We start from the raw sequence: 26382 nt of genomic DNA on the forward strand, positions 1-26382 counted from the left end.
ATGAAAAGTATTCTAATTGTTGTTTTTACCATTGCTGCGGCAATGCTTTCGATCATTTTCCTTTCGCCGTGGCCGTTTGCGCTGGGGACGTTGGCGGCCTGGGTCACCACCGGTTCCTTCTGCCTGCAGGTGTTGCACATCATAAAAAACAAAGACACCACCGGTATTTCGCTCGGGATGTACGCGGCGCTGTTCTTCGGCGTTTCCTGCTGGACTTACTACGGCTTTAAAATGCATGACGTGCCGGTCATGTCCGCCAACGGTATCACTGCGCTGCTGGCGTTTGCGGTGATTGTGCTGAAGCTGTATCACGAAAAAGCGTTGGTGATTACGCTGCCCGGTAAAAAAAACAAAGCCCCACGCCCGCAAATTCGCTCGCTGAACTGGAGCCATAACGCCACGCCGCCGGCGATGATTAAACGCCGCGGGCTGGAAGATAAACTCAGCTGATTTCTGTTAATGGCGCCCCAGCGGGCGCCATTATCTTTTCCCCTCTACTGTTCGTGCTCATCCGGCAACATTTGCACTGCAGCCGCGGTTTGCATATTTTCGCTGCCGCCGCCCAAGCGCACGCCGCGTACCGGGCAGGCATCTAGATAGTCTATCCCGACCGCCAGTTTCAGGTGCTTGTGCGGCAGGCAGGTGTTGTTGGTGATGTCGAAACAGTGCCAGCGATCGTTGAGCCAGGCTTCGGCCCAGGCGTGGGTGGCAACGTGCGGCGAGTCGTCGTTATACAGATAGCCGCTCACATAGCGGGCGGGGATGTTCAGGCTGCGGCAGCAGGCGAGGAACACGTGGGTGTGATCCTGGCAAACGCCCTGGCCGACGGCGAACGCTTCGGCGGCGCTGTCGGTGACGTTGGTGGTGCCTGGGCTGTAAGGCATTTTCAGCAGCAGCTCGCTCATCAGGGTTTCCAGGCTGGCCAGCGCGTCCTGCGGCTGGTAATAGCGCTGGGCGAAGGCGCGGATCGCGCTGTCCGGCTGGGTCAGCGGGCTGTGGCGCAGGTACACCAGCGGTGAAAGATGGCCGACCGCCTGATCCGCGGCGCTGTCTTCAATCTCGACCACGCCGTGCGCCTGAATGGTGATGGCCTGGTGCGGCACGTCCAGCGTCAGCACGTGCAGTACATTGCCAAACGCATCGGTGGTGCGCACCGCGTTTTCCGGCAGCGTTAGCTGCCAGGATATGATGCGCTGATGCTGCGAATCCTGCGGCGTCAGGCGCAGGTATTGGGTGCTGCGCCGTACCTGCTGGGCATAGGTGTAATGGGTGCTGTGCTCAATGTTCAGTCTCATTGTGCCTCCAGATAGGTATGGTGAATGCTTTCGGCAATCTGGTTAATCTGTGCCAGGAAATCGTTCAGCCAGGTGTGCAGGCCGATCGCATTCAGATCCTGGATACTGCTAAAGCGCAGTTCCGCCAGCAATGTATGCGCCAGGCGGCGCGGCCCATTGGAGCGGGTGCCGCCGATTTGTTCCAACTGCTGCACCATATCGCCGACGCAGGCCAGCAGTGAGCGCGGGATTTCATTGCGTAAAATCATCAGTTCGGCAATGGTGTCGCGGCTAAGCTGCTGCTTATAAATACTGTGGTAGGCTTCGCGCGCGCTGACCGCCCGCAGCAGCGTGTCCATCCGGTAATACTCGCGCACCGGGTCGTCATCGGCTGCCTGCAGTTGGTTTTTTACATCCAGTAAGCGCGCGGTGCCGTCCGCCCGCTCCAGCAGGGTGCCCAGGCGGATAAAGTACATGGCGTCGCTGCGCAACAGGGTGCCGAAGATGGCGCCGCGGAACAGATGGGCGCGCTCTTTTACCCAGTCGAAAAAGCTGTCTGCGCCGACGGAGCCGATGCCCTGGCGGCGGATCAGCTTCATTTCGATCCAGGTGGCGTTAATGCACTCCCATACTTCCGATGACAGGCTGCCGCGCACCGCATGGGCGTTGTTCCAGCCCATCTGCAGGCAACTGTAGATGCTGCTGTGGTTGCGGTTGTCCAGCGCGAAGAAGCTCACCAGATTCGCCATGGTGATTTCAGTATAGGCCGCCGCGTAAAGTTCTCCGGTGTTGGTCAGGTTAAGGGGCACTTTTAAATCGTGGTTTTCGCTGCCGCGGGTCGGCATCATCGACAGTTTGTTGGTGACGTCCAGTACCCGGGCGATGCTTTCGGCCCGTTCCAGATAGCGGGCCATCCAATAGAGTTCACTGGCTGTGCGGCTCAGCATGCGTCATCCTCCAATACCCAGGTATCTTTTGTTCCTCCCCCCTGCGACGAGTTGACCACCAGCGAACCCTCCGCCAGCGCAACGCGCGTCAGGCCGCCCGGCACCAGGCGGATCTCGGCCCCGCTTAAGGCAAAGGGGCGCAGATCGATATGGCGCGGCGCCAGGCCCTCGTTGACGAAGGTCGGGCAGGTGGACAGCGCCAGCGTGTGCTGGGCGATGTAATTGTGCGGTTTGGTTTGCAGCAGGGTGCGGAAATGCGCGATCTCGTCCTTGGTGGCGGCCGGCCCAATCAACATGCCGTAACCGCCGGCGCCGTGGACTTCTTTCACCACCATTTTTTCCAGATTGGCCAGCACGTAGGAAAGCTCGTTCGGGTGGCGGCACTGCCAGGTGGGCACGTTGTTGAGGATCGGCTCTTCCTGCAGATAGAAACGCACCATTTCCGGCACGTACGGGTAGATGGATTTGTCGTCGGCCACGCCGGTGCCGATGGCGTTCGCCAGCACCACGTTGCCGGCGCGATAAACCGACAGCAGCCCCGGCACGCCGAGCATCGAATCCGGGCGGAACGCCAACGGATCAAGGAACGCATCGTCAACGCGGCGGTAAATCACATCGACCTTGCACGGCCCTTCGGTGGTGCGCATAAACACCACGCCGTCTTTCACAAACAGATCGGCGCTTTCCACCAGCTCCACCCCCATTTGCTGCGCCAGGAAGCTGTGCTCGAAATAGGCGCTGTTGAAGCGGCCCGGCGTCAGCACGACCACGGTCGGATCGTTGACGGGGGAGCTTTCACGCAGGGTTTGCAGCAGATAGGACGGGTAGCGTTCCACCGGGCGGATACGCTGCTGGGCGAACAGCTCCGGATACAGGCGCATCATCATCTTGCGGTTTTCCAGCATGTAGGACACGCCGGACGGGGTACGCAAGTTGTCTTCCAGCACGTAGTACTGGCCGTCGCTGTTGCGCACCATATCCACGCCGATGATATGCGCATAGATGTTGCGGTGCAGATCGACCCCTTGCATACAGGGCTGGTATTGGTCGTTGGCCAACACCTGCTCCGCCGGGATGATGCCCGCTTTCAGGATATGTTGTTGGTGGTAGATATCATGCAGGAAGGCGTTGAGCGCCTGTACGCGTTGGCGAATGCCGCGATCGAGCATCGCCCATTCGCCGGCCGGGATAATACGGGGCACGCTGTCGAACGGGATCAGCCGCTCGGCGCCGTCGTCCTCGCCATAGACGTTGAAGGTAATTCCCACACGGTGAAACAGCAGTGCAGCTTCTTCTTTTTTACGTTGAATGGCCTTTTGGTCGGCCTGTTGCAGCCAATGCCAGTAAGCTTCGTAGTGGCCGCGGTGTTTCCCCTCAGCCAATAACATCTCATCAAAAAACGGTGAAGCAGAAAGGTCTATATTTAGCATCCATCACCTCGTTGGCATTCCAGGCTGTAGAAGGATTCAGCATAAAATGTGCCAAAATGTTTTCGGAGTGAAAAAGGGCGCTAACACCGTGAAAAAGACCGTATCAAGCACGTTTATGGTGCGCGGCCTCCGCGCTGCGCGTTAAAACGGGGCAGCTTGGCGGGGCATAGGGTTAACTACGGTCGCTGATGGCGCACCCTGGACAGCAAAAAAGATCTCATTGCCGGCAGATGCACAACGATAGGCCGTTGGCGGGGGGATTGCACGGCCGGCGCGGCCAGCCGTGGGGGCACTGCGGATTAGCGCTATTAGCGGCGAACCGCGATCGCTTCGATTTCGATTTTTACGTCTTTTGGCAGACGGGCCACTTCCACGCAGGAGCGGGCCGGGAACGGCGCGTGGTGCTCGGTAAAGAAGGCTTCATAAGCGGCGTTAACCGTGGCGAAGTCGTTAAGATCTTTCACGAAAACGGTCGTTTTCACGATATCCGCCACTTTCAGGCCGGCGGCTTCAACGATCGCTTTCACGTTTTCCAGCGACTGGCGCGCCTGAGCGGTAACGTCTTCGGCAACGGCGCCGGTTTTCGGATCGACCGGGATCTGGCCGGAGGTCATGATCATGCTGCCCAGATCCACACCCTGTACATAAGGGCCAATCGCTGCGGGGGCTAATTCGGTGCTGATATTACGAGACATTTTCTCTCCTGATTAACGGCGTCTTTAATGTAGAAAACGCATTATATACACGTCATCGTTCAAGTTGCATGTGCGTTGGCCGGGGCAACCGCCGGCGGTGGACGCATCCTCCGTCGGCAGTTTGATCAATCCGCTTGCAGAACCACCTGATGTTCAAACTCTTTTTCGCAGTAGCGGCATTTGAGGTGCACGTCGCCTTCCCGTGACTTCACGCTGAAGCTGGACGACACCGGCTCGCTGCGGCTGATGCAGTTGCTGTTGGGGCAGGTCAGCACGCCGTCGATGTGATCCGGCAGGCTGAGCGTCAGTTTGCGCACCACTTCGTAATTGTCGATGCGGTTAACCGTGGCCTTCGGCGCGTACATCGCCAACTGGTTGGCCTGCTGCTCGGTCAGGAAGGTGTTCTCGATCTTGATAAGATCCTTGTGCCCCAGCGCCTTGGAAGGCAGGTTCAGGCCGATGGTGATGCGCTGGTCGGTCGCGGTCAGCTTGAACAGGGTGAGCAGTTTAAAACCGATCTGCGCCGGGATGTGGTCAATCACCGTACCGCATTTGATCGCTTCAACCTGGAGTTTGTTATCGTGAGTCATTACGTTTCTCCCCTTAAAAAGCCAATTCTTCGTTTAACACCAGCGCCAGCAACGCCTGGCGGGCAAAAATACCGTTGCCTGCCTGCTGGAAATAGTAGGCATAGGGCGTTTTGTCCACGTCGGTGGTGATTTCATCAATGCGCGGCAGCGGGTGCAGCACTTTCAGGTTGTCGCGCGCGCCGTGCAGATCGGCGGCGCGCAGAATGAACTGCGCCTTCACGTTGGCGTATTCGGAAGGATCGAGCCGCTCTTTCTGCACACGCGTCATGTACAGGATATCCAACTCCGGCACCACTTCTTCAATGCTTTCATGCAGGCTGTAGGCAATGCCTTTCTCTTCCAGCATTTGCAGGATATAGCCCGGCATCGCCAGCGCTTCCGGCGCGATAAAGTAGAAGCGGTTGCCTTGGAATTTAGCCAGCGCCTGGGCCAGCGAGTGCACCGTGCGGCCGTATTTCAGATCGCCCACCATCGCGATGTTGATGTTGTTCAGGCGGCCCTGCGTTTCCTGGATGGTGAACAGATCCAGCAGCGTTTGCGTCGGGTGCTGGTTGGCGCCATCGCCGGCGTTGAGCACCGGGATACCGCCGGCGAATTCAGACGCCAGGCGTGCGGCCCCTTCCTGCGGATGGCGCATCACGATGGCGTCGACGTAGGTGCTGATGACCGAGATGGTGTCGGCGAGCGTTTCACCTTTTTTGCCCAGCGAGGTGTTGCTGCTGTCGGAAAAGCCGACCACCGACGCGCCCAGGCGCTGGATGGCGGTTTCGAACGACAGGCGGGTGCGGGTCGAGGCTTCGAAGAAACAGCTGGCGATCACTTTGTGGCGCAGCAGCTCCGGCTGTGGGGTGGCTTTCAGACGGGCGGCGGTGCGCAGCGCCAGCTCCAGCTCCTCGCGGCTGAGATCGTTAATAGAGATGATATTCTTATGATACAGCGGGTTGGCCATTTTCACTCTCCTCGACTCGTGCCCGTGGCGCTGGGCGTGTTGAACAAACTGTCTTTTTCAGGCAAAAAAAAGCCCCTCAACGAGGGGCTTGAAGCGATCGGTTTAGCCACAGGAGAAATAACGGCAGCAGGCCGCCGAACGGCAGCCGGTTTTGTCGGTTATGGCGAACAAAACACACGCTGATAGTCATACTTTCTCCTGGCAAATTGTCGCGCATTATACGCATGCTTTTCGCGACTGCAAGCGCTAAAACGCGCATTTTTGCCCACGAGCAAACGATTGGCTCCGATTTGACTCACCTTAACGAATACAACAGTACTCGGCGCGCGGCTGGGCTATTTACTGACGCGATCGTAGTAGACCATATCGGCATTCAGGCCCTGCTGGTAGCCTTTAACGTTATCGCGCAGCGCCACTTCGGTTTTGGCCTGATCGATAAACACATAAGGTGAGCTGCGTTGCAGCGCCTGCTGCAGTTCAGTATACAACGCGGTGCGCTTGGCCGGATCGGCCTCGGCCACCGCGGCCAGCGTTTGCTTGTTCAACTGCGGGATCTGCCAGCCGTTCAAACCGGCGACCGTGCTGGCCTTGCCGTCGTTATAGGCAAAGGCGCTGGCGTTGGAATGGGCGTCGAAATAGTCCGGTATCCACAGGCGGATGGCGGCCTGGTGCTGCCGGGCGCGCACCCGCGCATACACCTGGCTGCCGGCGGCCGGCAGCAGTTCGACCTTCACACCACCCGCGGCGAAGCTGGCCTGCAGGGCTTCGGCAATGGTGATGAACGGCGGTTTGTTTTCCACGTCCAGCGTGAAGGCGGCGTGGGTGATGCCGGCTTTGGCCAGGATGGCCTTGGCTTTGGCCGGATCGAAACTGAACGGATTTTCTTCCAGCGCGCCGGGCATGCCGATCGGCAAGAAGCTCTGGTGAACGAAATACTGGCCCTTCAGCAGATCCCGGGTGATGCCCTGGTAATCCACCAGGTAGCGCGCCGCTTCCCAGAACGCCGGGTTTTTCAGCAGCGGATTGGCGGCGTTGCCGGTGTTGAACGCCAGATAGTTAAGTTCGGCCGAGGGGATCTCCAGCACCTTGACCCCCGGCTGGCTCTTCAGCGTGATGGTTTGATCCGGCCCCAGTTCGCGGGCAATGTCGGCGTCGCCCTGCTGGATGAGCAGGCGGCGGGTGGCGGGATCCGGCACGTTTTTAATGATGATGCTGTGCAGCAGCGGCTTGCGGCCTGGGGTGGCCGGGTTGGCATCCAGCACAATCGCCTGGTGCGGCTGGTAAACGCGCATAGTGAACGGGCCGCTGCCGGCCGAGTGCATTTTCAGCCAGGCATTGCCGTAGTCGCCGCTTTTCACGTTGTGCTGCACGGTTTTGCTGTCGATGATGGAAGCAATCGGCGTGGAGAGGATATTCAGCGCCACCGCCGGGCTGACATCGGCGCTCCAGTGCAGTTGCAGCGTGTGTTGGTCGATTTTCGTTAATTGCGCGTCAATGTTATCTGGCTGCCAACCCAGCACGTTGAGGATAAACGCCGGGGATTTATTCATCTTCACCGCGCGGCTATAGGAGAAGATCACGTCGTCGGCGGTCAAGGGGTTGCCGGAAGTGAAAACCGCCTGTGGGCGCAGCTTGAAGGTTAATGTTTTCGCCGCCGCGTCCGCCTGCCAGCTTTCCGCCAGCACCGGTGTGATTTTCGCCGGGGCGTCGCGATCGGCCTGGACCAGCCGTTGGTAAAGGCTGGGGATGGTTTGGATGCTAGACAGTTCGTTGGCTTCGGCCGGATCGAGGCTGACGATATCATCAAGCGATTGCGCCACCACCAACGTGGTGGGCGGCGTGGCGGCCAGCGCATGGGCGGAAAGGCCGACCAGGATCAACAGAAGCAGCGTTTTGGCTTTCATAGATGAATATCCCCTGAATGCTGTGCAGAGTGCGCAGTAAGACGTATTTTTATCATTGGGTTACCAGGCGGCCTGGCGGCCGCATCCCACGGTAGAATTTTGCTCTGTGTCTGGCAAAGGCCAAACGGGTATTTAATATGCTAAAAAGCGATAACGCTTGGCAGGGGAAGTGGGCAGGGCAGTGGCAAACGGGGTATGGGCCTGGCCCGCACCCCGCTAAAGGGGGCTTACAGCGTTTGGCTTAGCGTGGCGACCATCACCGCTTTGATGGTGTGCAGGCGGTTTTCCGCCTGATCGAACACCACGCTGTGTTCGGATTCAAACACCTCGTCGGTGACTTCCATGCCGCCGTGCAGGCCGTACTGTTCCGCCATCTGTTTGCCGATGGTGGTTTTATCGTCGTGGAACGCCGGCAGGCAGTGCAGGAATTTCACCGCTGGGTTGCCGGTCTGCTGCACCATGGCCATGTTCACTTGATAAGGCCGCAGTTGCTGAATGCGCTCCTGCCAGACTCCTTTCGGTTCGCCCATGGATACCCACACATCGGTATACAGGAAGTCCACGCCTTTCACGCCGATGGCAATCTCATCCGTCAGAGTGATTTTGCCGCCGGTCTGCTGCGCCAGCGCCTGGCACTCGGCAACCAGTTCGGCTTCCGGCCAGCAGGCTTTCGGCGCCACCAGGCGCAGATCCATCCCCACCAGCGCCGCGGCTTCCATCAGAGTGTTGCCCATATTGTTGCGCGCATCGCCGATATAGGCGAACTTGACGTCCGCCAGGGTTTTGCCCGGCAGGTGTTCCTGCACGGTGAGCAGATCCGCCAGCAGCTGGGTCGGGTGGAACTCGTTGGTCAGGCCGTTCCACACCGGCACGCCGGCATAGTGCGCCAGGGTTTCAACCAGTTCCTGGCCGTAGCCGCGGTATTGAATACCGTCGTACATGCGGCCAAGCACGCGCGCGGTGTCTTTCATGGATTCCTTATGGCCGATCTGGCTACCGCTTGGGCCGAGGTAGGTCACCTGGGCGCCCTGATCGTATGCGGCAACTTCGAAAGAGCATCGGGTGCGGGTTGAGTCTTTTTCGAAGATGAGCGCGATGTTTTTATTCTGCAGGTGGCGGGTTTCCTGGCCCTGTTTTTTCGCCTGTTTCAGATCGGCCGCCAGCTTAAGCAGCGCCAGGATCTCGGCGGGGGTGAAATCCATTAACCTTAAAAAATGACGTTTATAAAATGGGTTCATCGTGCTCATATCCGGGTATCCCTGCAGTTTAAGTTGAATTAAAATTCACTTTATATGTATGAATATTCAATTTCAACCCCGCGATGGAAATCTTTCACGTTTATCGTGCAGCGGCGGCGGCGGTGTGGGAAAATAGCGCCGATAACGGCCATTTGACTTGAGGATATAGGCATGGCAAACCGCGCATTGCTGGAAGAACAACGTGAAGAAACCCGCCTGATCATCGAAGAACTGCTGGATGACGGCAGCGATCCCGATGCGCTCTATACCATCGAGCATCATCTTTCCGCTGAAAAGTTCGAGGTGCTGGAACAGGCTGCGGTTGAGGCGTTTAAGCTGGGCTACGAAGTGACCGATGCCGAAGAGCTGGAAGGGGAAGATGGCGTTTTGCTGATGTGCTGCGACGTGATCAGTGAAATTGGCCTGAATGCCGATGCTATCGATCAGCAAGTGGAACAGTTGGTGCAGTTGGCCGAGAAAATTGGCGTCAACTACGACGGCTGGGGCACTTACTTCGAAGATCCGAACGGTGAAGACGGCGAGGACGACGACGACGGCGACTTCATCGACGAAGACGACGACGGCAAACGCCACTGATTACCGCCGAGGCTTTCAGGCATCAGGCCGCGTGCCCAGAGCCTGAAGGGTAAAACATTATTCTGTGGGCCGGCCAACGCCGGCCTTTGCTAACCCCGATGACATACCAATCACTTTTAACCCCCATTCTGAACTTCCTGCATTGCGAAACCCCAGACGCCTGGGTTGCCGCCGCGCGCCGCCCGGAAAACCTGCGCCTGCTGCTGACCGACCATATGGTGTGCGAGCTGAAAGCGGCGCAGACCGGCATGTGGCTGATCCGCCGCTATGTGGCGGATAAAGAGAGCGGGGACGCGCTGTTGGCATTGCTGAAGCCCTACGAGGCCTTTGTGCACGAAGAGCAGGGCGAGCCGGAAACCCTGTTCCGCCAAAGCAATTTCACCAAGAAGATCCTGCCGAAAAACGGCTCGGCCTACGGGCAGGATCTGGTGGATAAGATGGTGCTGCTGATTAAAGAAGAGCTGCATCATTTTTCCCAAGTGTTGGGCATTATGCAGGCGCGGCAGATCCCGTATCGCAAAATCACCGCCAGCCGTTATGCCAAGGGGATGATCCGCGAAGTGCGCACCCACGATCCGGCGACGCTGATCGATAAACTCATCTGCGGCGCCTATATCGAAGCGCGTTCCTGCGAGCGTTTCGCTCGGCTGGCGCCGCACCTGGACGATGAGTTGAACCGCTTTTATGTTTCGTTGCTGCGTTCTGAAGCGCGCCACTATCAGGATTATCTGGCGCTGGCGCAGCAGATTGCCGGCGAGGATATCAGCGAGCGCGTTGCGCATTTCGGGCGGCTGGAGGCGCAGCTTATTCTGGCGCCGGACAGCGAGTTCCGTTTTCACAGCGGCGTGCCGGCGGGGGCTGATGGCCGGGCGCTGGGGTAACGCCGGTTTCGCATACCCTGCCATGCTGTTGGCGTGTTGTCCGCGCCTATTCTGGCCGCTGTGCCAGAATAGGCAGTGGTGCTGCCTGCAACGCAAATTATTTTGGCTATAGCTACCCGGAAATAGGGATGATAATTAATTAACGGTTTTAAACGCCCGGCTAATTTATTGTTTAATAGTATAATGTTTATTTTTAATGGGATTATTCTTAATATCGCCGCGAGTGGGTATATTTATCAGGAATGAAATCGGTGGAATGAGACATTGCATATGGTACGATACCCCTACAGGGACATATTGTTACGGTACTATCAATGAATATCTCAAAAGGGAAATCCAACTATTTAAAGGGCATTGCGATTATATTAATGCTGGCCCACCATCTTTTTTCTTTTCCTGACAGAATCAGCCCCGAGGTATCAATAAATTATATAGGAATACTGCCAGGTACCGATATGTATATTGAAACCTATCTTGGCTTGTTTGGGCGCATCTGCGTTGCGATGTTTTTATTCCTTTCTGGCTATGGTTTTTCTTTACGGCGAGATGTCTCCGCTAAATATATTTTTGGTAAGTTGAAAAATCTCTATATTAGTTATTGGCTGGTTATTTTTATTTTTGTGCCAATCGGGATAATATTTTATCCTGGCCCGGTTTTCTCAACGTCAATCACCACATTTATTGAAAACCTGATCGGGATAAAGTCCACTTACAATGGTGAGTGGTGGTTCTTTAGGCTTTACGTATTGTATCTGCTTTCTCTGCCGTTATTGATTAAACTAAATAACTATACATTATTGTTGGTGATGTTCTTGGCTGCGGGTATTGGTAAGGTCTTAACCAGCCATGATTTGGTGCCGTTGTTTATCAGCGATTACTTTGTCTGGCTATTGCCATTTGGCCTTGGCATGATTTTTGGACGTGCTAATGACTTCCCTAAGAACGCATTAATCGCAAAGGTTCTGAATAAGATCGAAACCATGCCGGCTATTTGGCTGTTTCTCCTGACGGCGATTGCTTTCATCTTATTGAAGAACCTGGGCTTGATCCTCGCAACGCCGTTATTTATTAGTGCGTTGATGAAGTCCTCTGAAAAAATAAATGCAACGTTGTATGGCGTTGTTGATGCGCTTGGCCGGCACTCAATGTATATGTGGCTTACCCACAGTTTTTATTGTTACCACTTTGCGCAGAAAGCGATTTTCTACCCGATGTATACGCCATTAATACTCATGCTATTGATCGCGGTTTCATATCTGACCAGCGTTGTGCTGGCCCATATTGAACGTATGATCAAAAGGCCGTTCGTGGCCAACATGGATACCGCAGGTTGAACATCAGCCGTTGTGAGCCATCGCCAGGAGCGCCGGGTTAGGCTGCTTAGCCTAACCGGCGGAAATCACGCTCCCGAGAAGCATTTGGGCTTCAGCGCGGGGAGCGTGCTCTTTGAAGGCTACAGCGTTTTCAGCATCGTGACTTCGCAGTCGCTGTGCCCGGTGGTGCCCATGGCGTGCTCGATATGCGCAAAGCCCAGATGCTGATACAGGGCAATGGCCTGCGTCAGGCTGGCGGTGGTTTCCAGGTAACAGCGGCGGAACCCCTGTTCACGGGCAAAGTCCAGCGCCTGCAGCGCCAGGCGTTTTGCCAGGCCTTTGCCGCGCAGCACCGGCAGAAAGTACATCTTTTGCAATTCGCACACGTCAGGCTCGCCGCCCTGTAACGGGGCCACGCCGCCGCCGCCGGCAACCCGCCCGTCGATCTCAACCACCCAGTAGGCGCTGCGCGGCCGACTGTAGAGCTGATAGAGCGTGTCCAGATCGGGATCGGAAACGGTATAGCCTTTATCCGCCGTCAGGCCGTGCTCGGCGGAAACGTCGCGAATGACTTGAGCAATAGCGGCATTGTCTGCTGCCGTAATCGGGCGCACCCGCAGGCGCGTAGAGATTGCTGTGGTCATATCTTTATACTCACTTGCCAATAATCGTGAAAACCTGTCGCGATGGCAGGGCAAAACACGCCGGGGCCGCGCCCAAGCGTGTTCTACTATAGCAATGCTTTGTAATAACATTGAAACCCGGCCAGATGCAATGGCGGCAAGCCGCCGCTGCGGGCCAGGCTCTCTGCTGATGCTAACCGTTGCCCCGCACCCTGTGCGGGTGAAGGGCAAGGGTGCGGCTTACAGGGCGGCGATGGTCGCCTGTTGTTCCTGCAGTTTCACTTTGCCTTCTTTGCAGGCCGCCAGACGATCGCGCTCTTTATTCACCACCGCTTCCGGCGCGCGGGCGACGAAGCTTTCGTTCGCCAGCTTGCCTTCGATCGCGGCGATTTCGCCGTCCAGCTTGGCCATTTCTTTCGCCAGGCGCGCGATTTCCGCATCCTTATCGATAAAGCCCGCCATTGGGATCAGCAGTTCGGCGCCGTCCACCAGTTTGGTGACGGAAACCGGGCCTTTCTCGCCGGCCGGCAGCAGGGTGATGGACTGCAGGCGCGCCAGCTTCTCGATAAAGCTCTGGTTTTCCTGCACGCGGCGCTGTGCATCGGCGTTGGCGTTGCGCAGCAGTACGTCCAACTGCTTGCTCGGCGCGATGTTCATCTCGGCGCGGATGTTGCGCACCGCGGTGATCGCCTGCTTGATCCACTCCAGATCGTCCAGCGCCTGCTGGTCTTCCTGGGCGGCGTCGTAGGCCGGGAACGGCTGCAGCATGATGGTGTCGGCGGTGATGCCTTTCAACTGCTTCACACGCTGCCAGATGGTCTCGGTGATGAACGGAATGATCGGGTGCGCCAGGCGCAGCAACGCTTCCAGTACGGTGATCAGCGTGTGGCGGGTGGCGCGCTGTTCCGCTTCGCTGCCGTTGCCCAGCACCGGCTTGGTCAGTTCCAGATACCAGTCGCAGAACTGGTTCCAGGTGAACTCATACAGGATGCCGGCGGCGATATCGAAACGGTAGCTGTCCAGCGCTTCGCGGTAGGCTTTCACCGTGCGGTTGAACTCCGCCAGCACCCAGCGATCCGCCAGCGAAAGCTGCATCTCGCCGCCGTTAAAGCCACAATCGTGCTCTTCGGTGTTCATCAACACAAAGCGGCTGGCGTTCCACAGCTTGTTACAGAAGTTGCGGTAGCCTTCCAGGCGCTTCATGTCCCAGTTGATGTCGCGGCCGGTGGAAGCCAGCGCCGCCAAGGTGAAGCGCAGGGCGTCGGTGCCGTGCGGCTCGATACCATTCGGGAACTGCTTCTCGGTGCGCTTACGGATTTTTTCCGCCAACTGCGGCTGCATCATGTTGCCGGTGCGTTTTTCTAGCAGGTCCGCCAGCGAAATACCGTCCACCATGTCGAGCGGATCGATCACGTTGCCCTTGGACTTGGACATTTTCTGCCCTTCGTCGTCGCGGATCAGGCCGGTCATGTACACGGTTTTAAACGGCACCTGCGGCTTGCCGTTTTCATCTTTGATGAAGTGCATGGTCAGCATGATCATGCGGGCAATCCAGAAGAAGATGATGTCGAACCCGCTCACCATCACGTTGGTTGGGTGGAAGGTTTTCAGCGCTTCGGTCTGCTCCGGCCAGCCGAGGGTGGAGAAGGTCCACAGGCCGGAAGAGAACCAGGTGTCCAGCACGTCTTCGTCCTGGTTCAACTGAACGTCGGCACCCAGGTTGTTCTCGCGGCGCACTTCTTCTTCGTTGCGGCCGACGTACACTTTGCCGTTGGCGTCGTACCAGGCCGGGATACGGTGGCCCCACCACAGCTGGCGAGATATACACCAGTCCTGGATATCACGCATCCAACTGAAGTACATGTTTTCATACTGCTTCGGCACGAACTGGATTTCGCCCTGTTCCACGGCTTCCACCGCCACTTTGGCCAGTGGCGCGGTGCGCACGTACCATTGGTCGGTCAGCATCGGTTCGATGACCACGCCGCCGCGATCGCCGTACGGCACGGTCAGATCGTGCGGTTTGATCTCGGCCAGCAGGCCAAGTTCGTCGAAGGCGGCCACGATGGCCTTACGGGCGGCAAAGCGCTCCAGGCCGCGGAACGGGGCCGGGATCTCGCTGCTGTAAAGCTGGCTGGCTTCGCCCAGGGTATCGAACACTTCGGCTTCCTGGCGGATGTCGCCGTCGAAAGTCAGAATGTTGATCATCGGCAGGCCGTGGCGCTTGCCCACTTCGTAGTCGTTGAAGTCGTGCGCCGGGGTGATTTTCACGCAGCCGGTGCCTTTTTCCATATCGGCGTGTTCGTCGCCGACGATACGAATGCGGCGATTGACCAGCGGCAGGATGATCTCTTTGCCAATCAGATCCTTATAGCGTGGATCTTCCGGGTTAACCGCTACGCCGGTATCGCCCAGCACGGTTTCCGGGCGGGTGGTGGCGACGATCAGGTAATCCTTGCCTTCGGCGGTTTTCGCGCCGTCGGCCAGCGGGTAACGCAGGTGCCACATCGACCCTTTGGACTCGCGGTTTTCCACTTCCAGATCGGAAATGGCAGTGCGCAGTTTGGGATCCCAGTTCACCAGGCGCTTGCCGCGATAAATCAGATCTTCGTTATACAGGCGGACAAACACTTCTTTCACCGCGTTGGACAGGCCTTCGTCCATGGTGAAGCGTTCACGCTCCCAGTCCACGGAGTTGCCGAGGCGGCGCATCTGGCGGGTGATGGTGCCGCCGGATTCCGCCTTCCACTGCCAGATTTTGTCGATGAACGCATCGCGGCCGTAGTCATGACGGGTTTTGTTCTCTTCCGCGGCGATTTTGCGTTCAACCACCATTTGGGTGGCGATGCCAGCGTGGTCGGTGCCCGCCTGCCACAGGGTGTTTTTACCCTGCATGCGCTGGTAGCGGATCATGGTGTCCATGATGGTTTGCTGGAAGGCGTGGCCCATGTGCAGGCTGCCGGTTACGTTCGGCGGCGGGATCATGATGCAGAAGCTTTCCTGGCTGGTATCGCCGTTCGGCTTGAAGTAACCCTGGCTTTCCCAGTGATCGTACAGCTTCTGTTCGATCTGGGTTGGATCGTATGCGGTGTCGAGTTGACTGTTTGTCTTTTCCATTTTATTTCGTAATTCAGTGAGTTGGCGGCGTTGCCGTGGTCAAGTGGAAGCCGACGCTGCGATAGGCTTTGTAACGTTCGCGCGCCAACTGTTTCAAGGTGTCCTCGTAAGGGACGAAGTCTACCACTTCATGGAAAGCGGTAGCAAAATCTGCAAACTGCGGCTGCAGGTTAATCAGCAAATCGCGCGGGGCATTGCCGCGTTTGCCGGGCCAGCACAGCTCGACCGGCGCGCCGGCATACGGGCCTTCGCCGGCCAGATTGTGCGGCACGAATTCATGCGGCTCGCGTTGCCACAGCGCTTCGTCCAGGCGCTGGGCCTGTTCCTGGCTTTCACAGGCGATCAACACCCGTTTGCCGGCGCGCCATCTTTCTGCGGCAACGGCGCAGGCCACGGCTTCATGGGCGCTGAGCGCGCCTGCGGGCTGGTCGTGTTCGAAGAGATAGAACGTTGCCTGTTTGCTCATTAGCTCATTTGCCGTTAGAAAAAAGTAGGGGCGCAACTTGTGCGCCCTTCGGGATCTGCATGACGGCGATTATACTCGTTATACTTCAAGTTGCAGGTGTGTTGGCTTTCCTCGCTCACCCCAGTCACTTACTGGAGTAAGCTCCTGGGGATTCACTGCGTCGCCGCCTTCCTGCAACTCGAATTATTTAGAGTATATATACCCAATGGATTTCAAGTTGCAGCCAACAACGCGGCGGCCTGAAACCCACGGAGTATCGGCATCACTCGTCGCCGTTAAGCCCCGCACGGTTCAGCAGGAACTGCGCCAGCATCGCCACCGGGCGGCCGGTGGCGCCTTTGGCCTTGCCGGAGCGCCAGGCGGTGCCGGCGATATCCAGGTGCGCCCAGCTGTATTTGCGGGTAAAGCGCGACAGGAAGCAGCCTGCGGTGATGGCGCCGCCTGGGCGGCCGCCGATGTTGGCCATATCAGCAAAGTTGGAGTCCAGCTGTTCGTAGAACTCGTCCGCCAACGGCAAACGCCATGCGCGGTCGCCGGCCTGCTCGGACGCGCCGATCAGCTCGTGCGCCAGCGGGTTATGGTTGGACATCAGCCCGGTCAGGTGGTGGCCCAGCGCGATCACGCAGGCGCCGGTCAGCGTGGCGATGTCGATCACCAGTTCCGGCTCAAAGCGCTCGACGTAGGTCAGGGTGTCGCACAGCACCAGGCGGCCTTCGGCGTCGGTATTCAGCACTTCGACCGTTTGGCCGGACATGGTGGTCAGCACGTCGCCGGGGCGATAGGCGCGCCCGCCGACCATGTTTTCGCAGCCGGCCAGCACGCCGATCACGTTCAGCGGCAGGTTCAGCTCCGCCACCACGCGCATCACGCCGTAAACCGTGGCCGCGCCGCACATGTCGTACTTCATTTCGTCCATGGCTTCGGCCGGTTTGATCGAGATACCGCCGGAATCGAAGGTCAGTCCTTTGCCCACCAGCACGATCGGCTTAGCGTCCGGGTTCGGGTTGCCCTTATATTCCACCACGGACATCAGCGATTCGTTTTGCGAACCGGCGCCGACCGCCAGATAGGCGTTCATGCCCAGCTCTTTCATCTGTTGCTCGCCGATGACGCGGGTGGCGATATGGCTGCTGAAGGCATCCGCCAGTTGGCGCGCCTGCGAAGCCAGATAGCCGGCGTTGCAGATGTTCGGCGGCATGTTGCCGAGATCTTTGGCGGCCTTGATGCCGGCCGCGATCGCCAGGCCATGCTGGATGGCGCGCTCGCCGCTGGTCAGTTCGCGGCGGGTCGGCACGTTGAACACCATTTTGCGCAGCGGGCGGCGCGGTTCGATCTTGTTGCTTTTCAACTGATCGAAGGTGTAGAGCGTTTCTTTGGCGGTTTCCACCGCCTGGCGCACCTTCCAGTAGGTGTTGCGTCCTTTGACGTGCAGCTCGGTCAGGAAGCAGACCGCTTCCATTGAGCCGGTGTCGTTGAGGGTGTTGATGGTTTTCTGGATCACCTGTTTGTACTGGCGCTCATCAAGTTCGCGCTCTTTGCCGCAGCCGATCAGCAGGATACGTTCAGAGAGAATGTTAGGCACATGGTGCAGCAGTAATGTCTGCCCGACTTTGCCTTCCAGTTCGCCACGGCGCAACAGGGCGCTGATATAACCATCACTGATTTTGTCGAGTTGTTCTGCGATAGGTGACAGGCGGCGCGGTTCAAAAACACCGACGACAATACAGGCGCTGCGCTGTTTTTCCGGGCTACCGCTTTTTACACTGAACTCCATGCACTCTCCTGAATCTTAAAGACAAAGGCGGGCGCTACGGCTAGAATGACCAACTCCGTAACGATCTCCCGCCATTGAGTTAACTGTGTGTGTTAACCTGAACGGCGAAAATTTCTCTGTTTTGGCGACTATAGGCGCGTTCCTATAGGACACACAAACAGCTTGATGTTGTAATACTATTTTAGCTGTGAAGGTTGCCATATGATGAGAATAAATGGCGGATTAGCGAAGAAACTATCGATTTTCCTGCAAAAAGACAAGTTTTCACAGGCGTAATAAGCGTGATTATCATTAGATATCTGGTACGGGAAACGCTCAAGAGCCAAATCGCGATTCTGTTTGTCCTGCTTCTGATCTTCATTTGTCAGAACCTGGTCAAGGTGTTAGGCGATGCGGTGGACGGCAGTATTCCGACAAATTTAGTCATTTCCCTGCTTGCATTGACCATCCCGAAGATGGCGCAGCTAATTCTTCCTTTAAGCCTGTTCCTCGGTTTGTTGATGACGCTTGGGCGGCTCTACACCGAGAGTGAAATTACCGTTATGCACGCCTGCGGCCTGGGGAAACGCACCCTGGTGGCAGCTGCGATGGTGCTGGCGCTGCTGACCTCGCTGCTGGCGGCGGTGAATGTGTTTTGGGTGGGGCCGTGGGCCACCGGCTATCAGGTGGAGGTGCTGGCGGAAGCCAAGGCCAACCCGAACATCGCCGGGCTGGCGGAAGGCCAGTTCAAGCCGCTGCAGGACGGCAACGCGGTGCTGTTTATCGGCAACGTTAAGGGCAACACCTTTGATAACGTATTTATGGCGCAGCTGCGGCCCAGCGGCAACCAGCGCCCTTCCGTGGTGGTGGCGCAGCATGGCGAAATCAACCAACTGAAAGACGGTACGCAGGTGGTGACGCTGGACAAAGGCTCGCGCTTTGAGGGCACCGCGCTGCTGCGCGATTTCCGCATTACCGATTTCACCGATTACAAGGCGGTGGTGGGCCACCGCGCCGTGACGCAGGGTGAACCCCAGACCGAGCAGATGTCGATGCGCGCGCTGTGGCATTCCGACGATCCTGAAGCGCGCGCCGAGTTCCACTGGCGCCTGACGCTGGTGGTTTCCGTGGTGCTGATGGCGTTGATGGTGGTGCCGCTCAGCGTGGTGAACCCACGCCAGGGGCGCGTGCTCAGCATGTTGCCGGCGGTGCTGCTGTATTTGGTGTTCTTCTTGTTGCAAACCTCGCTGCAGTCTAACGCCGGCAAAGGCAAACTCGATCCGCTGCTGTGGTTGTGGCTGGTGAACGGCGTTTACCTGGTGATCGCCCTGGGGCTGAACCTGTGGGATACCGTGCCGATGCGCCGAGTGCGCGCGCGCCTGAGAGGAGCCGCCTGATGTTTGGTGTATTGGATCGCTATATTGGCCGGACGATTTTCAACACGATCATCATGACCTTGTTCATGCTGGTTTCGTTGTCCGGCATCATCAAGTTCGTCGATCAGCTGCGCAAAGTGGGGCAGGGTGACTATTCGGCGCTGGACGCAGGCATGTATACCCTGCTCAGCGTGCCGAAAGACATTGAGGTGTTCTTCCCGATGGCCGCCCTGCTGGGGGCGCTGCTCGGCCTGGGGCAACTGGCGACGCGCAGCGAACTGGTGGTGATGCAGGCTTCTGGCTTCACCCGCCTGCAGATCGCCGGTTCGGTGATGAAAACCGCTATTCCGCTGGTGCTGCTGACCATGGCGATTGGCGAATGGGTGGCGCCGCAGGGCGAACAGATGGCGCGCAACTACCGTGCGCAGCAGATGTACGGCGGCTCGCTGCTTTCTACCAAGAACGGGCTGTGGGCGAAAGACGGCAACGACTTTATTTTTATCGAGCGAGTGGCGGGCGAAAAAGAGCTGGCCGGGGTGAACATTTACCACTTTAACGATCAGCGCCGGCTGGAAACGGTGCGCTACGCCGCCACCGCCACCTTTGAAGACGGGGTGTGGAAGCTAGCGCAGGTGGACACCTCCGATCTGACCAACGACAAGCTGGTGACCGGCAGCCAGACGCTGACCGGCGAATGGAAAACCAACCTGACGCCGGACAAGCTGGGCGTGGTGGCGCTGGAACCGGATTCGCTCTCCATCAGTGGGTTGTATAACTACGTGAACTACCTGAAGGTGAGCGGCCAGGAATCCAACAGCTACCAACTGAACATGTGGAGCAAAATCTTCTCGCCGTTTTCCGTGGCGGTGATGATGCTGATGGCGCTGTCGTTTATCTTCGGCCCGTTGCGCAGCGTGCCGATGGGCATCCGCGTGGTCACCGGTATCAGCTTCGGCTTTCTGTTTTACGTGCTGGACAGGATCTTCGGCCCGCTGAGCCTGGTGTATAACATGCCGCCGGTGCTGGGCGCACTGCTGCCGAGCATGCTGTTCCTGCTGATCAGCGTGTATTTGCTGCTGAAGCGGCGCTAACGTAGCGTGTTTTAATAGAAAAGGCGCGGCCGCAAGGGCGTGCCTTTTTTGATCGCGGGCGGCGGGCGTGCTTATGCCTGTTCGATGCTCAGCAGCGCAATACCGGCTTCCTGATATTCTTCGGCGTTTTCCGGCAGCCGATCGAGCACCACGGTGTCGATTTGCGCCGCGGTGGCAAACTGCGCCAGCGAGGTATTGCCCAGCTTGCTGTGATCGCAAACCACGATCACCTGGTTGGCATGTTCCACCATGCTGCGCTTGGTTTCCGCCAGCATGATATCGGCCACGCAGGCGCCCTGCTTCAACGACAGGGCGTTAACACCCATAAAGGCTTTATCGATGTTCAGCGAATCCAGCAGCGAGCGGCCGCTAATCGCCACCGCACAGTGGTAGCCTTTTTTGACGATGCCGCCGAGCAGCACAATTTGAACGGACTCCACATCTTCCAGGCTCTTGGCGATAATAAAATCATTGGTGATCACCGTAATATTGCGGCGCTGGCGGATGTGGCGGGCGATTTGCAACGTTGTGGTGCCGGTATCAAGCACGATGATATCGCCATCTTCCACCAGGCTGGCGGCCAGTTGGCCGATTTGCTCTTTGGAGGAGAGGTTGACCTCTTCACGCTGATCCGAGCTGATTTCGAAGCTGGCGCGGGTGCGCAAGATGGCGCCGCCGTGGGTGCGGGTGAGCATACCGGCGTCTTCCAGAATACGCAGATCGGTACGGATGGTGGCGCCAGATACATTGAAACGCTCGCTCATCTCGCTGACGGACAGCTTGCGTTTTTCTTTCAGGATAGCGAGAAGTTTTTCCTGGCGTTCCTCTGCGTACATACCCTTTCCCTGCCTGCTGAACGATGTGCGGATTAATATAACCCGCACATGCGTTGCTGGCAAAAGCGCTGTTGCCGCTAACCCTGGGAAGAGGGGAGTTAGCCATAGCCCCGTACCTACTCCCTCTCCCTCTGGGAGAGGGTTGGGGTGAGGGGGAAGGGGAAGCTACAGCGGCTGATTAAACTCCACCCGCTCCCCATCTGGCCCGGCGATCATAAAGTAGCGCACGCCGTGGCTACCGCTGGGTTGCAGCGCCGGGCCTTCCGTCAGCGGATAGCCGAGCCGTTCCACCCACAGCTGCGCCGTCGCTAAATCGCTAACCCGCAGTGCCACATGGTCAATGCCAAAGCAGGCCGCGTTGCGCGCCAGCCCCGGCCAGGGCAACTGATACAGTTCCAGTATCAGCTCACCCAGCGCCAGAAAACGCACCTCAACCGTGCCCTGCGGCTCCTCAATGGCCAATGACTGGCGCGTGGTAAAACCCAGCGAATGATAAAAGCGGGTCGCCTGTTCGATATCCGCACTGCGCAGGCCAACGTGCGCCAGGCCGGTAATCAGATTCGCCATACTAAATCCCCTTTTTTACACAGTAGAAACCGTAGAAGGCGACGTAGGCGAAGCAGACCAGCGGCACGGCGAAGGCGATCTGCATATTGCCGCCGTGGGCATCGGAAATGATCCCCATGATCAACGGCACCACCGCGCCGCCGATGATCGACATCACCACGATCGAGCCGGCGATTTGCGTTTCTTCCCCCAGCCCCTTGATGGTGAGGCCGAAGTTGGTCGGCCAGCACAGCGCCATACAGAAATTGGTGCCCATGATGGCAACCACGGCAACCAGGCTTTGAATGCTGACGGCAAACAGCAACAGGAACACGCAGAGCGAGCAGAACACGCCAAGCAGCAACGCCGGGTTGAATTTCTTCATCAGCGCGGTGGTGACTACCTTGCCGGCGCAGTAGCACACCAGCGTGGCCAGCAGCCAGTAGGTGGCGGAGTGCTCGGTCGTGCCCTGTTCGATGATCTGCACAAAGCGGATGGTGAAGCTCCACAGCCCCACCTGCGCGCCGACGTACAGGAACTGCGACAGCACGCCGAAGCGAAAGCGCGGCAGCGCCAGCAGGATTTTCAGCGACTGCATCAGTGGCTTGCCCACGCCGTTGTGCGCGCGTTGTGTTTTGCAAGCGGGGAACTTGACCGCCACGAAGATCAGCGCCAGCACCACCAGTACGGCGCCGATGATCAGGTATGGCGTTACCACCTGCGACACCATTTGCGCGCGCGTGGCCTCGGCCTGTACCAGCGGCATTTGCAGCAGTTCGGCGTGAGAGGGATCGTTTTTGCCGAATACCAACTGCTGGCCGATCAGCACGCCGAAAATGATCCCCAACGAGTTGAAGATCTGCGAGAAGTTAATGCGCTGGGTAGAGGTTTCCAGCGGCCCCAGCAGGCTGGAGTAGGTATTCGCCGAAGTTTCGAGGAACGACAGGCCGGTGGCGATGATGCCGAGGCAGGCCAGGAACGCGCCATAGGTCATCATCATTGCCGCCGGGATAAACAAGAAACAGCCCAGCGCATACAGGCACAGCCCGATGACGATCGCCACTTTGTAGGAATAGCGTTTGATCACCGCGGCGGCGGGCAACGCCATCAGAAAATACCCGAGGAAGAAGATCGATTGCACCAGCGCGGTTTGCGTATCGGAGAGATCGAAACCCTTTTTGAACTGGGCGATCAGGATATCGTTCAGGTTGCCGGCCATCCCCCACAGGGCAAACAGGCAGCAGACCAGCATCAACTGCAGCCAGGGCGTGGCGGGCAGGTAGGCGCTGCGGTCGATGCTTTCCGCCGCGGCGTGCTGCGCCGCCTCGCTTTTGTTAATCAGAGAGTCGCTCATTGTGGTGTTCCTTTATCCGCAGAAAAAGAGAACGAGCTAATAACGTCAAGCTGTTCGTAGAGAGGCTGCGCCTGGTGGTAGAGCCGTTCGAACAGCTCAAAGCAGCGCATATAGTGTTCGTGCTGCCGGGGATCCGGCATAAATTCCCGTTCAACGCTGACGGTGCGCTTCACGCCTTCGGCAAAACTGTTGAACAGGCCGACACCAACGCCGGCGATGATCGCACAGCCGGTGGTGCCGTTTTCCTGGTTGCGGGTTTGCAGCAGCGGCAGGTTATAGACCGAGGCTTTGATTTGCAGCCACAGCGCGCTGCGGGCGCCGCCGCCGGAGGCAATGATCGCCTCTGGCGATTGCGCGCAGCGCTGCAATTGCTGCAGGTTGCGCAGCGAGGCCAGCGCCACGCCTTCGAGCACGGCGCGGTAGAGGTGCCCTTGCCGGTGTTTGCGCTGCAGGCCGAAGAACTGCGCGCGTGAATTGGTGTGCGCCGCCAGGCGTTCGCCGGTGAGGTAGGGCAGAAAAATCAGCCCTTCGGCCCCAGGGGCGATCTCGGCCGCCAGAGCGAGCATTTGCTGGTGGCTGAGCTGACTGTCGTTCAGCGCCATACGCGCCCAGCGCATGGCATCGCCGCCGGCATCCAGAATGGTGAAGCCGCCCCAGGCCGGATTGGCCAGATGTAGGTTATTCACCCAGGGATCGCGCAGCGGCTTGCCGGCCACCATCGTCAGCAGCGTGGAGGTGCCGGTGCTGTCGGAGGCGGCGCCGGGTTGATAGACGCCGGAACCCAGCAGCGTGGCAGCCATATCCGCCGCCCCGGCCATCACCGGGATGCCCACCGGCAAACCGGTGGCCGCCGCCGCCGTGGGGCCGATCTGGCCGATGATATCGCTGGAGAGGTGCAGCGCCGGCAGTTGATCCGCCCGCAGATGAAAATGGCGCAGAGCGGGTTCCGACCAGGCTAGCGTGCCGCTATCCAGCAGGTAATAACAGGAGGCTTCGCTGTAATCGGTGGCGCGGGCGCCGCAGAGCCGGAAGTTGATGTAATCTTTCGGCATCAGCACCGTGGCAATGCGTGCCCACTGATCGGGGTGATGTTCGCGCAGCCAGGCCAGCTTGAACGCCGGCCAGGCGGCCGTCGGCGGGTTATTCAGCATCGCCAGCCAGCTTTCCGCCAGCCCTTGCTGTTTAAAGCGCTCTACCTGCGGTTGTGAGCGTTTATCGTTCCACAGCAGGGCGCGATCGACCACCAGTTCGCCTGCGGCATCCAGCAGCACGGTGCCGTGCATTTGCCCGCAGACGCCAACCGCGGCGATGCGCGGGCGCTGGTCGGCAAAGCGTGCCAACAGCTCTTGCAGGCACTGGCAGGCGCTTTGCCACCACAACGAAGGCGGTTGCTCCGCCCAGCCGGCCTGCGGCGTGATTTGATCGTATTCGCACTGCGTGAAGCCGAGGATTTGCCCGGTATTTGTGACCAGCCCGGCGCGGGTACTGCCGGTGCCGACATCAAGGGTAAGAAGTATATCTTTCATTATTATCACTCCCGTTTTGGGCGGCGGGCGCCGCCCCTAGAAGCGTTATGCTGATGGCGACAGAGGCCGCCTATCAGGTTTTAGTTATCGTGCAGCTCCGGGAACAGGCTGGGATCCTGTTCCAGTTGTTCCAAGACTTTTTGAGTGGTGGCGGCGCTCATGCCGAAGCGGCGCACGCCCAGGCGATACAGCGCCCGGATGCTGGCCAGATCGCGAATGCCGCCGGCCCCTTTGATCTGGATACGGCCGCGCAGCTGATCGGCGATGATCGCCACTTTTTCCACCGTGGCGCCGGTCGGCGCCCAGCCGGTGGCGGTTTTCACCCAGGCCATGCCGACCTCGACGGCGATTTCGCACAGCGTGCGTATCTGTTGTTCATTCAGGTAGTGCGTTTCCAGAATGACTTTGGCTGGCACCGGTGCGGCCGCTTCCACCACGCGGCGCAGATCCTGGCGCACGTAGTCGTAATCGCCGGAGAGCACTTTGCCGATATTCACCACCATATCGACCTCGCGCGCGCCGTCGGCAATCAACTGGCGCACCTCCTGAACTTTGATATCGGTGGTGTGCGCCCCGCCAGGGAAGCCGACCGGCCCGCCGATCATGACGTCTGCCCGGCCCTGCTCGGGCAGCAGCGTGCTGAGAAAGCGCGTCCAGCAGGGCAGCACGTGGACGGAAATGATGTGGTAGTGGGTGGCCAGCGCAGCGCAGTGGCGGACATCCGTCTCGGTGTTGGTGGCCTGCACGGCGCTGAGATCGATAAGCCGGGCCATACGTTGAGTGATATTGTTCATTGCTATATCCTGATTTTTGTTTTCATTTAATTTCATATTTGCACTGTATTTGTTTTCAAATGCGTTTGGTAACGCATTTATCCGCAAACGTGATCTGTTTTGCAGTTTTTTTGTTCAATTGCTTTCAACGTGAGGGCGGTAGACAGGGAGGGGCGATTTTTGGCTTGAAAGAGATAGGAAAGGTGGGGTATGACGCTTTTTTCAGCATTCAACCCATTGAATGCTTGATAACTCTTGCGTGCCGATCGCTGGCAGGTATAATGCACCCGTTTTCCGCATACTACTTCAGTGCCGAAGTGGCGAAATCGGTAGACGCAGTTGATTCAAAATCAACCGTAGAAATACGTGCCGGTTCGAGTCCGGCCTTCGGCACCATCGGAACATCAATAGACGTCAACGGACGTCTTTTTTTGTGCCTGAAATCCAGTATCCGCAAGGCTTTCCTCGCTTTTTCACTCAACCTAAGTCAACCTGATTCAATCTACATCAACTTACTGATGCGGGTACAACTGCGGGTATATCCCGGTTCGATAATGTTTGTACCCACACAGGACCCTTGAAAGGATACTCATCATGGCTCTGAGTGATGTGAAGGTTCGTTCGGCTAAGCCTGAAGCAAAAGCCTACAAACTAACTGACGGTGAAGGCATGGTTTTGCTGGTTCACCCTAACGGTTCAAAATACTGGCGACTTCGTTATCGCTTTAGTGGTAAAGAGAAAATGCTGGCATTGGGAAAATATCCTGAAGTTTCGCTGGCGGATGCCAGGGCACGCCGGGATGAAGCCCGTAAGCTGTTAGCAAACAGCATCGATCCCAGTGATAACAAGAAAGCCGTTAAGGTAGAGCAGGAGCAAGAGGCGATAACGTTTGAAGTGGTAGCCAGAGAGTGGCACGCCAGCAATCAGAAGTGGTCGGCATCGCATAGCGCTCGTGTATTTGAAGTGGCACACTGAGTTTGGCCACCTGAACAGAGGTGATATGCTCACCTCAGAACAATACAGGTGCTCCAATGAAAAAAAGAAATTTTAGTGCAGAGTTCAAACGTGAAGCGGCTCAGTTGGTTGTCGAGCAGAGCTACACC

At 57.9% G+C, this 26382-nt stretch carries 24 protein-coding genes, 1 tRNA gene and 1 pseudogene; 9 read left to right on the top strand and 17 right to left on the bottom strand.

The genetic code is table 11. The features are described from left to right. Positions 1-450, top strand: coding sequence for a SemiSWEET family sugar transporter (locus AC559G_RS21690; protein ID WP_438597028.1), 450 nt, complete (start codon positions 1-3; stop codon positions 448-450). Between the two features lie 44 nt (positions 451-494). Here AC559G_RS21690 and AC559G_RS21695 read toward each other — a convergent pair whose 3' ends face one another. From AC559G_RS21695 to pyrB, 6 genes are all read right to left on the bottom strand, one after another. Next, complete coding sequence (locus tag AC559G_RS21695; RefSeq protein WP_498914625.1) at positions 495-1295, bottom strand: transglutaminase family protein; 801 nt, start codon at positions 1293-1295, stop codon at positions 495-497. Further along, on the bottom strand, positions 1292-2221 hold the full coding sequence (locus tag AC559G_RS21700) for an alpha-E domain-containing protein (RefSeq protein WP_498914627.1): 930 nt from the start codon (positions 2219-2221) through the stop codon (positions 1292-1294). The genes AC559G_RS21695 and AC559G_RS21700 overlap by 4 nt, the downstream gene beginning before the upstream one ends. Further along, positions 2215-3651, bottom strand: a complete 1437-nt coding sequence (locus AC559G_RS21705) for a circularly permuted type 2 ATP-grasp protein (protein ID WP_279025966.1) — start codon at positions 3649-3651, stop codon at positions 2215-2217. Before AC559G_RS21705 ends, AC559G_RS21700 begins: the two co-directional genes overlap by 7 nt. 308 nt (positions 3652-3959) lie before the next feature. Then, positions 3960-4346 carry a 2-iminobutanoate/2-iminopropanoate deaminase gene (gene ridA / locus AC559G_RS21710; protein WP_095846960.1) on the bottom strand — a complete coding sequence of 129 codons (387 nt, stop codon included), beginning with the start codon at positions 4344-4346 and terminating at the stop codon, positions 3960-3962. A gap of 125 nt (positions 4347-4471) precedes the next feature. Continuing rightward, on the bottom strand, positions 4472-4936 hold the full coding sequence (gene pyrI / locus AC559G_RS21715; protein WP_095846961.1) for an aspartate carbamoyltransferase regulatory subunit: 465 nt from the start codon (positions 4934-4936) through the stop codon (positions 4472-4474). Positions 4937-4949: 13 nt separating this feature from the next. Continuing rightward, a complete protein-coding gene (gene pyrB, locus AC559G_RS21720; protein WP_346082451.1) occupies positions 4950-5885 on the bottom strand; it encodes an aspartate carbamoyltransferase in 936 nt (311 codons plus the stop codon). A 36-nt stretch (positions 5886-5921) separates the two neighbouring features. Between pyrB and AC559G_RS21725 the strand changes: the two genes are divergently transcribed. Further along, positions 5922-6068, top strand: a complete 147-nt coding sequence (locus AC559G_RS21725; RefSeq protein WP_165907062.1) for a hypothetical protein — start codon at positions 5922-5924, stop codon at positions 6066-6068. A 152-nt stretch (positions 6069-6220) separates the two neighbouring features. Here the strand turns inward: AC559G_RS21725 and AC559G_RS21730 are convergent, their stop codons facing one another. After that, on the bottom strand, positions 6221-7789 hold the full coding sequence (locus tag AC559G_RS21730; protein WP_498914630.1) for an ABC transporter substrate-binding protein: 1569 nt from the start codon (positions 7787-7789) through the stop codon (positions 6221-6223). A 227-nt stretch (positions 7790-8016) separates the two neighbouring features. Next, positions 8017-9036, bottom strand: a complete 1020-nt coding sequence (gene argF / locus AC559G_RS21735) for an ornithine carbamoyltransferase (protein ID WP_498914632.1) — start codon at positions 9034-9036, stop codon at positions 8017-8019. A 162-nt stretch (positions 9037-9198) separates the two neighbouring features. Between argF and rraB the strand changes: the two genes are divergently transcribed. The 3 genes from rraB (at position 9199) to AC559G_RS21750 (ending at position 11839) form a co-directional block, all read left to right on the top strand. Next, positions 9199-9624, top strand: coding sequence for a ribonuclease E inhibitor RraB (gene rraB / locus AC559G_RS21740; protein WP_498914633.1), 426 nt, complete (start codon positions 9199-9201; stop codon positions 9622-9624). Positions 9625-9722: 98 nt separating this feature from the next. Then, on the top strand, positions 9723-10505 hold the full coding sequence (gene miaE, locus AC559G_RS21745) for a tRNA isopentenyl-2-thiomethyl-A-37 hydroxylase MiaE (protein ID WP_498914634.1): 783 nt from the start codon (positions 9723-9725) through the stop codon (positions 10503-10505). A 314-nt stretch (positions 10506-10819) separates the two neighbouring features. Continuing rightward, entirely contained in the window at positions 10820-11839 is a 1020-nt protein-coding gene (locus tag AC559G_RS21750) for an acyltransferase family protein (RefSeq protein ID WP_498914636.1), read from the top strand. A 119-nt stretch (positions 11840-11958) separates the two neighbouring features. On the opposite strand, the gene AC559G_RS21755 is transcribed toward AC559G_RS21750, so the two are convergent. The 4 genes from AC559G_RS21755 to pepA all read right to left on the bottom strand — a co-directional run bounded on the left by AC559G_RS21755 (position 11959) and on the right by pepA (position 17798). Next, entirely contained in the window at positions 11959-12432 is a 474-nt protein-coding gene (locus tag AC559G_RS21755) for a GNAT family N-acetyltransferase (protein ID WP_498914654.1), read from the bottom strand. A 249-nt stretch (positions 12433-12681) separates the two neighbouring features. Next, complete coding sequence (locus AC559G_RS21760) at positions 12682-15558, bottom strand: valine--tRNA ligase (protein WP_498914638.1); 2877 nt, start codon at positions 15556-15558, stop codon at positions 12682-12684. A 13-nt stretch (positions 15559-15571) separates the two neighbouring features. Next, positions 15572-16024, bottom strand: a complete 453-nt coding sequence (locus AC559G_RS21765) for a DNA polymerase III subunit chi (protein WP_095846970.1) — start codon at positions 16022-16024, stop codon at positions 15572-15574. Positions 16025-16286: 262 nt separating this feature from the next. Continuing rightward, the gene (gene pepA / locus AC559G_RS21770; protein ID WP_095846971.1) at positions 16287-17798 is read right to left on the bottom strand and encodes a leucyl aminopeptidase; all 1512 of its coding nucleotides are present in this window, start codon (positions 17796-17798) and stop codon (positions 16287-16289) included. A 281-nt stretch (positions 17799-18079) separates the two neighbouring features. Between pepA and lptF the strand changes: the two genes are divergently transcribed. Together lptF and lptG are read left to right on the top strand one after the other, a co-directional pair. Next, positions 18080-19174, top strand: a complete 1095-nt coding sequence (lptF, locus tag AC559G_RS21775; RefSeq protein WP_498914640.1) for an LPS export ABC transporter permease LptF — start codon at positions 18080-18082, stop codon at positions 19172-19174. Further along, complete coding sequence (gene lptG, locus AC559G_RS21780; RefSeq protein ID WP_279025947.1) at positions 19174-20244, top strand: LPS export ABC transporter permease LptG; 1071 nt, start codon at positions 19174-19176, stop codon at positions 20242-20244. Before lptF ends, lptG begins: the two co-directional genes overlap by 1 nt. 71 nt (positions 20245-20315) lie before the next feature. On the opposite strand, the gene AC559G_RS21785 is transcribed toward lptG, so the two are convergent. The 5 genes from AC559G_RS21785 to deoC form a co-directional block, all read right to left on the bottom strand. Next, on the bottom strand, positions 20316-21080 hold the full coding sequence (locus AC559G_RS21785; protein WP_095846974.1) for a DeoR/GlpR family DNA-binding transcription regulator: 765 nt from the start codon (positions 21078-21080) through the stop codon (positions 20316-20318). Positions 21081-21245: 165 nt separating this feature from the next. Further along, positions 21246-21647: a VOC family protein gene (locus AC559G_RS21790; RefSeq protein WP_498914643.1), complete on the bottom strand. Its 402-nt coding sequence runs from the start codon at positions 21645-21647 to the stop codon at positions 21246-21248. 1 nt (position 21648) lies between these two features. Further along, positions 21649-22980 carry a sugar MFS transporter gene (gene fucP, locus AC559G_RS21795; protein WP_498914644.1) on the bottom strand — a complete coding sequence of 444 codons (1332 nt, stop codon included), beginning with the start codon at positions 22978-22980 and terminating at the stop codon, positions 21649-21651. Further along, positions 22977-24506, bottom strand: a complete 1530-nt coding sequence (locus AC559G_RS21800; protein ID WP_498914646.1) for a xylulokinase — start codon at positions 24504-24506, stop codon at positions 22977-22979. The genes fucP and AC559G_RS21800 overlap by 4 nt, the downstream gene beginning before the upstream one ends. An 80-nt stretch (positions 24507-24586) precedes the next feature. After that, complete coding sequence (deoC, locus tag AC559G_RS21805) at positions 24587-25336, bottom strand: deoxyribose-phosphate aldolase (protein ID WP_498914648.1); 750 nt, start codon at positions 25334-25336, stop codon at positions 24587-24589. A 254-nt stretch (positions 25337-25590) separates the two neighbouring features. On the opposite strand from deoC, the gene AC559G_RS21810 reads away from it, so the two are divergent. Both AC559G_RS21810 and AC559G_RS21815 read left to right on the top strand, forming a co-directional pair. Continuing rightward, positions 25591-25675, top strand: a tRNA-Leu gene (locus AC559G_RS21810). Between the two features lie 198 nt (positions 25676-25873). Continuing rightward, positions 25874-26242: pseudogene (locus tag AC559G_RS21815) on the top strand (Arm DNA-binding domain-containing protein); the annotation flags it as partial. Between the last annotated feature and the right edge of the window lie 140 nt (positions 26243-26382).

This window comes from Gibbsiella greigii (assembly GCF_039540155.1).
Taxonomy (GTDB): Bacteria; Pseudomonadota; Gammaproteobacteria; order Enterobacterales; family Enterobacteriaceae; genus Gibbsiella; species Gibbsiella quercinecans.

Coding starts and splice junctions, on each gene's coding strand:
- AC559G_RS21760 (WP_498914638.1), bottom strand. CDS start 15,558: ATGGAAAAGACAAACAGTCAACTCGACACCGCATACGATCCAACCCAG.
- AC559G_RS21790 (WP_498914643.1), bottom strand. CDS start 21,647: ATGGCGAATCTGATTACCGGCCTGGCGCACGTTGGCCTGCGCAGTGCG.
- lptG (WP_279025947.1), top strand. CDS start 19,174: ATGTTTGGTGTATTGGATCGCTATATTGGCCGGACGATTTTCAACACG.
- AC559G_RS21690 (WP_438597028.1), top strand. CDS start 1: ATGAAAAGTATTCTAATTGTTGTTTTTACCATTGCTGCGGCAATGCTT.
- deoC (WP_498914648.1), bottom strand. CDS start 25,336: ATGAAATTAAATGAAAACAAAAATCAGGATATAGCAATGAACAATATC.
- AC559G_RS21765 (WP_095846970.1), bottom strand. CDS start 16,024: ATGAGCAAACAGGCAACGTTCTATCTCTTCGAACACGACCAGCCCGCA.
- pepA (WP_095846971.1), bottom strand. CDS start 17,798: ATGGAGTTCAGTGTAAAAAGCGGTAGCCCGGAAAAACAGCGCAGCGCC.
- AC559G_RS21800 (WP_498914646.1), bottom strand. CDS start 24,506: ATGAAAGATATACTTCTTACCCTTGATGTCGGCACCGGCAGTACCCGC.
- AC559G_RS21730 (WP_498914630.1), bottom strand. CDS start 7,789: ATGAAAGCCAAAACGCTGCTTCTGTTGATCCTGGTCGGCCTTTCCGCC.
- AC559G_RS21705 (WP_279025966.1), bottom strand. CDS start 3,651: ATGCTAAATATAGACCTTTCTGCTTCACCGTTTTTTGATGAGATGTTA.
- rraB (WP_498914633.1), top strand. CDS start 9,199: ATGGCAAACCGCGCATTGCTGGAAGAACAACGTGAAGAAACCCGCCTG.
- ridA (WP_095846960.1), bottom strand. CDS start 4,346: ATGTCTCGTAATATCAGCACCGAATTAGCCCCCGCAGCGATTGGCCCT.
- AC559G_RS21750 (WP_498914636.1), top strand. CDS start 10,820: ATGAATATCTCAAAAGGGAAATCCAACTATTTAAAGGGCATTGCGATT.
- miaE (WP_498914634.1), top strand. CDS start 9,723: ATGACATACCAATCACTTTTAACCCCCATTCTGAACTTCCTGCATTGC.
- AC559G_RS21785 (WP_095846974.1), bottom strand. CDS start 21,080: ATGTACGCAGAGGAACGCCAGGAAAAACTTCTCGCTATCCTGAAAGAA.
- pyrB (WP_346082451.1), bottom strand. CDS start 5,885: ATGGCCAACCCGCTGTATCATAAGAATATCATCTCTATTAACGATCTC.
- AC559G_RS21700 (WP_498914627.1), bottom strand. CDS start 2,221: ATGCTGAGCCGCACAGCCAGTGAACTCTATTGGATGGCCCGCTATCTG.
- pyrI (WP_095846961.1), bottom strand. CDS start 4,936: ATGACTCACGATAACAAACTCCAGGTTGAAGCGATCAAATGCGGTACG.
- AC559G_RS21695 (WP_498914625.1), bottom strand. CDS start 1,295: ATGAGACTGAACATTGAGCACAGCACCCATTACACCTATGCCCAGCAG.
- argF (WP_498914632.1), bottom strand. CDS start 9,036: ATGAGCACGATGAACCCATTTTATAAACGTCATTTTTTAAGGTTAATG.
- fucP (WP_498914644.1), bottom strand. CDS start 22,980: ATGAGCGACTCTCTGATTAACAAAAGCGAGGCGGCGCAGCACGCCGCG.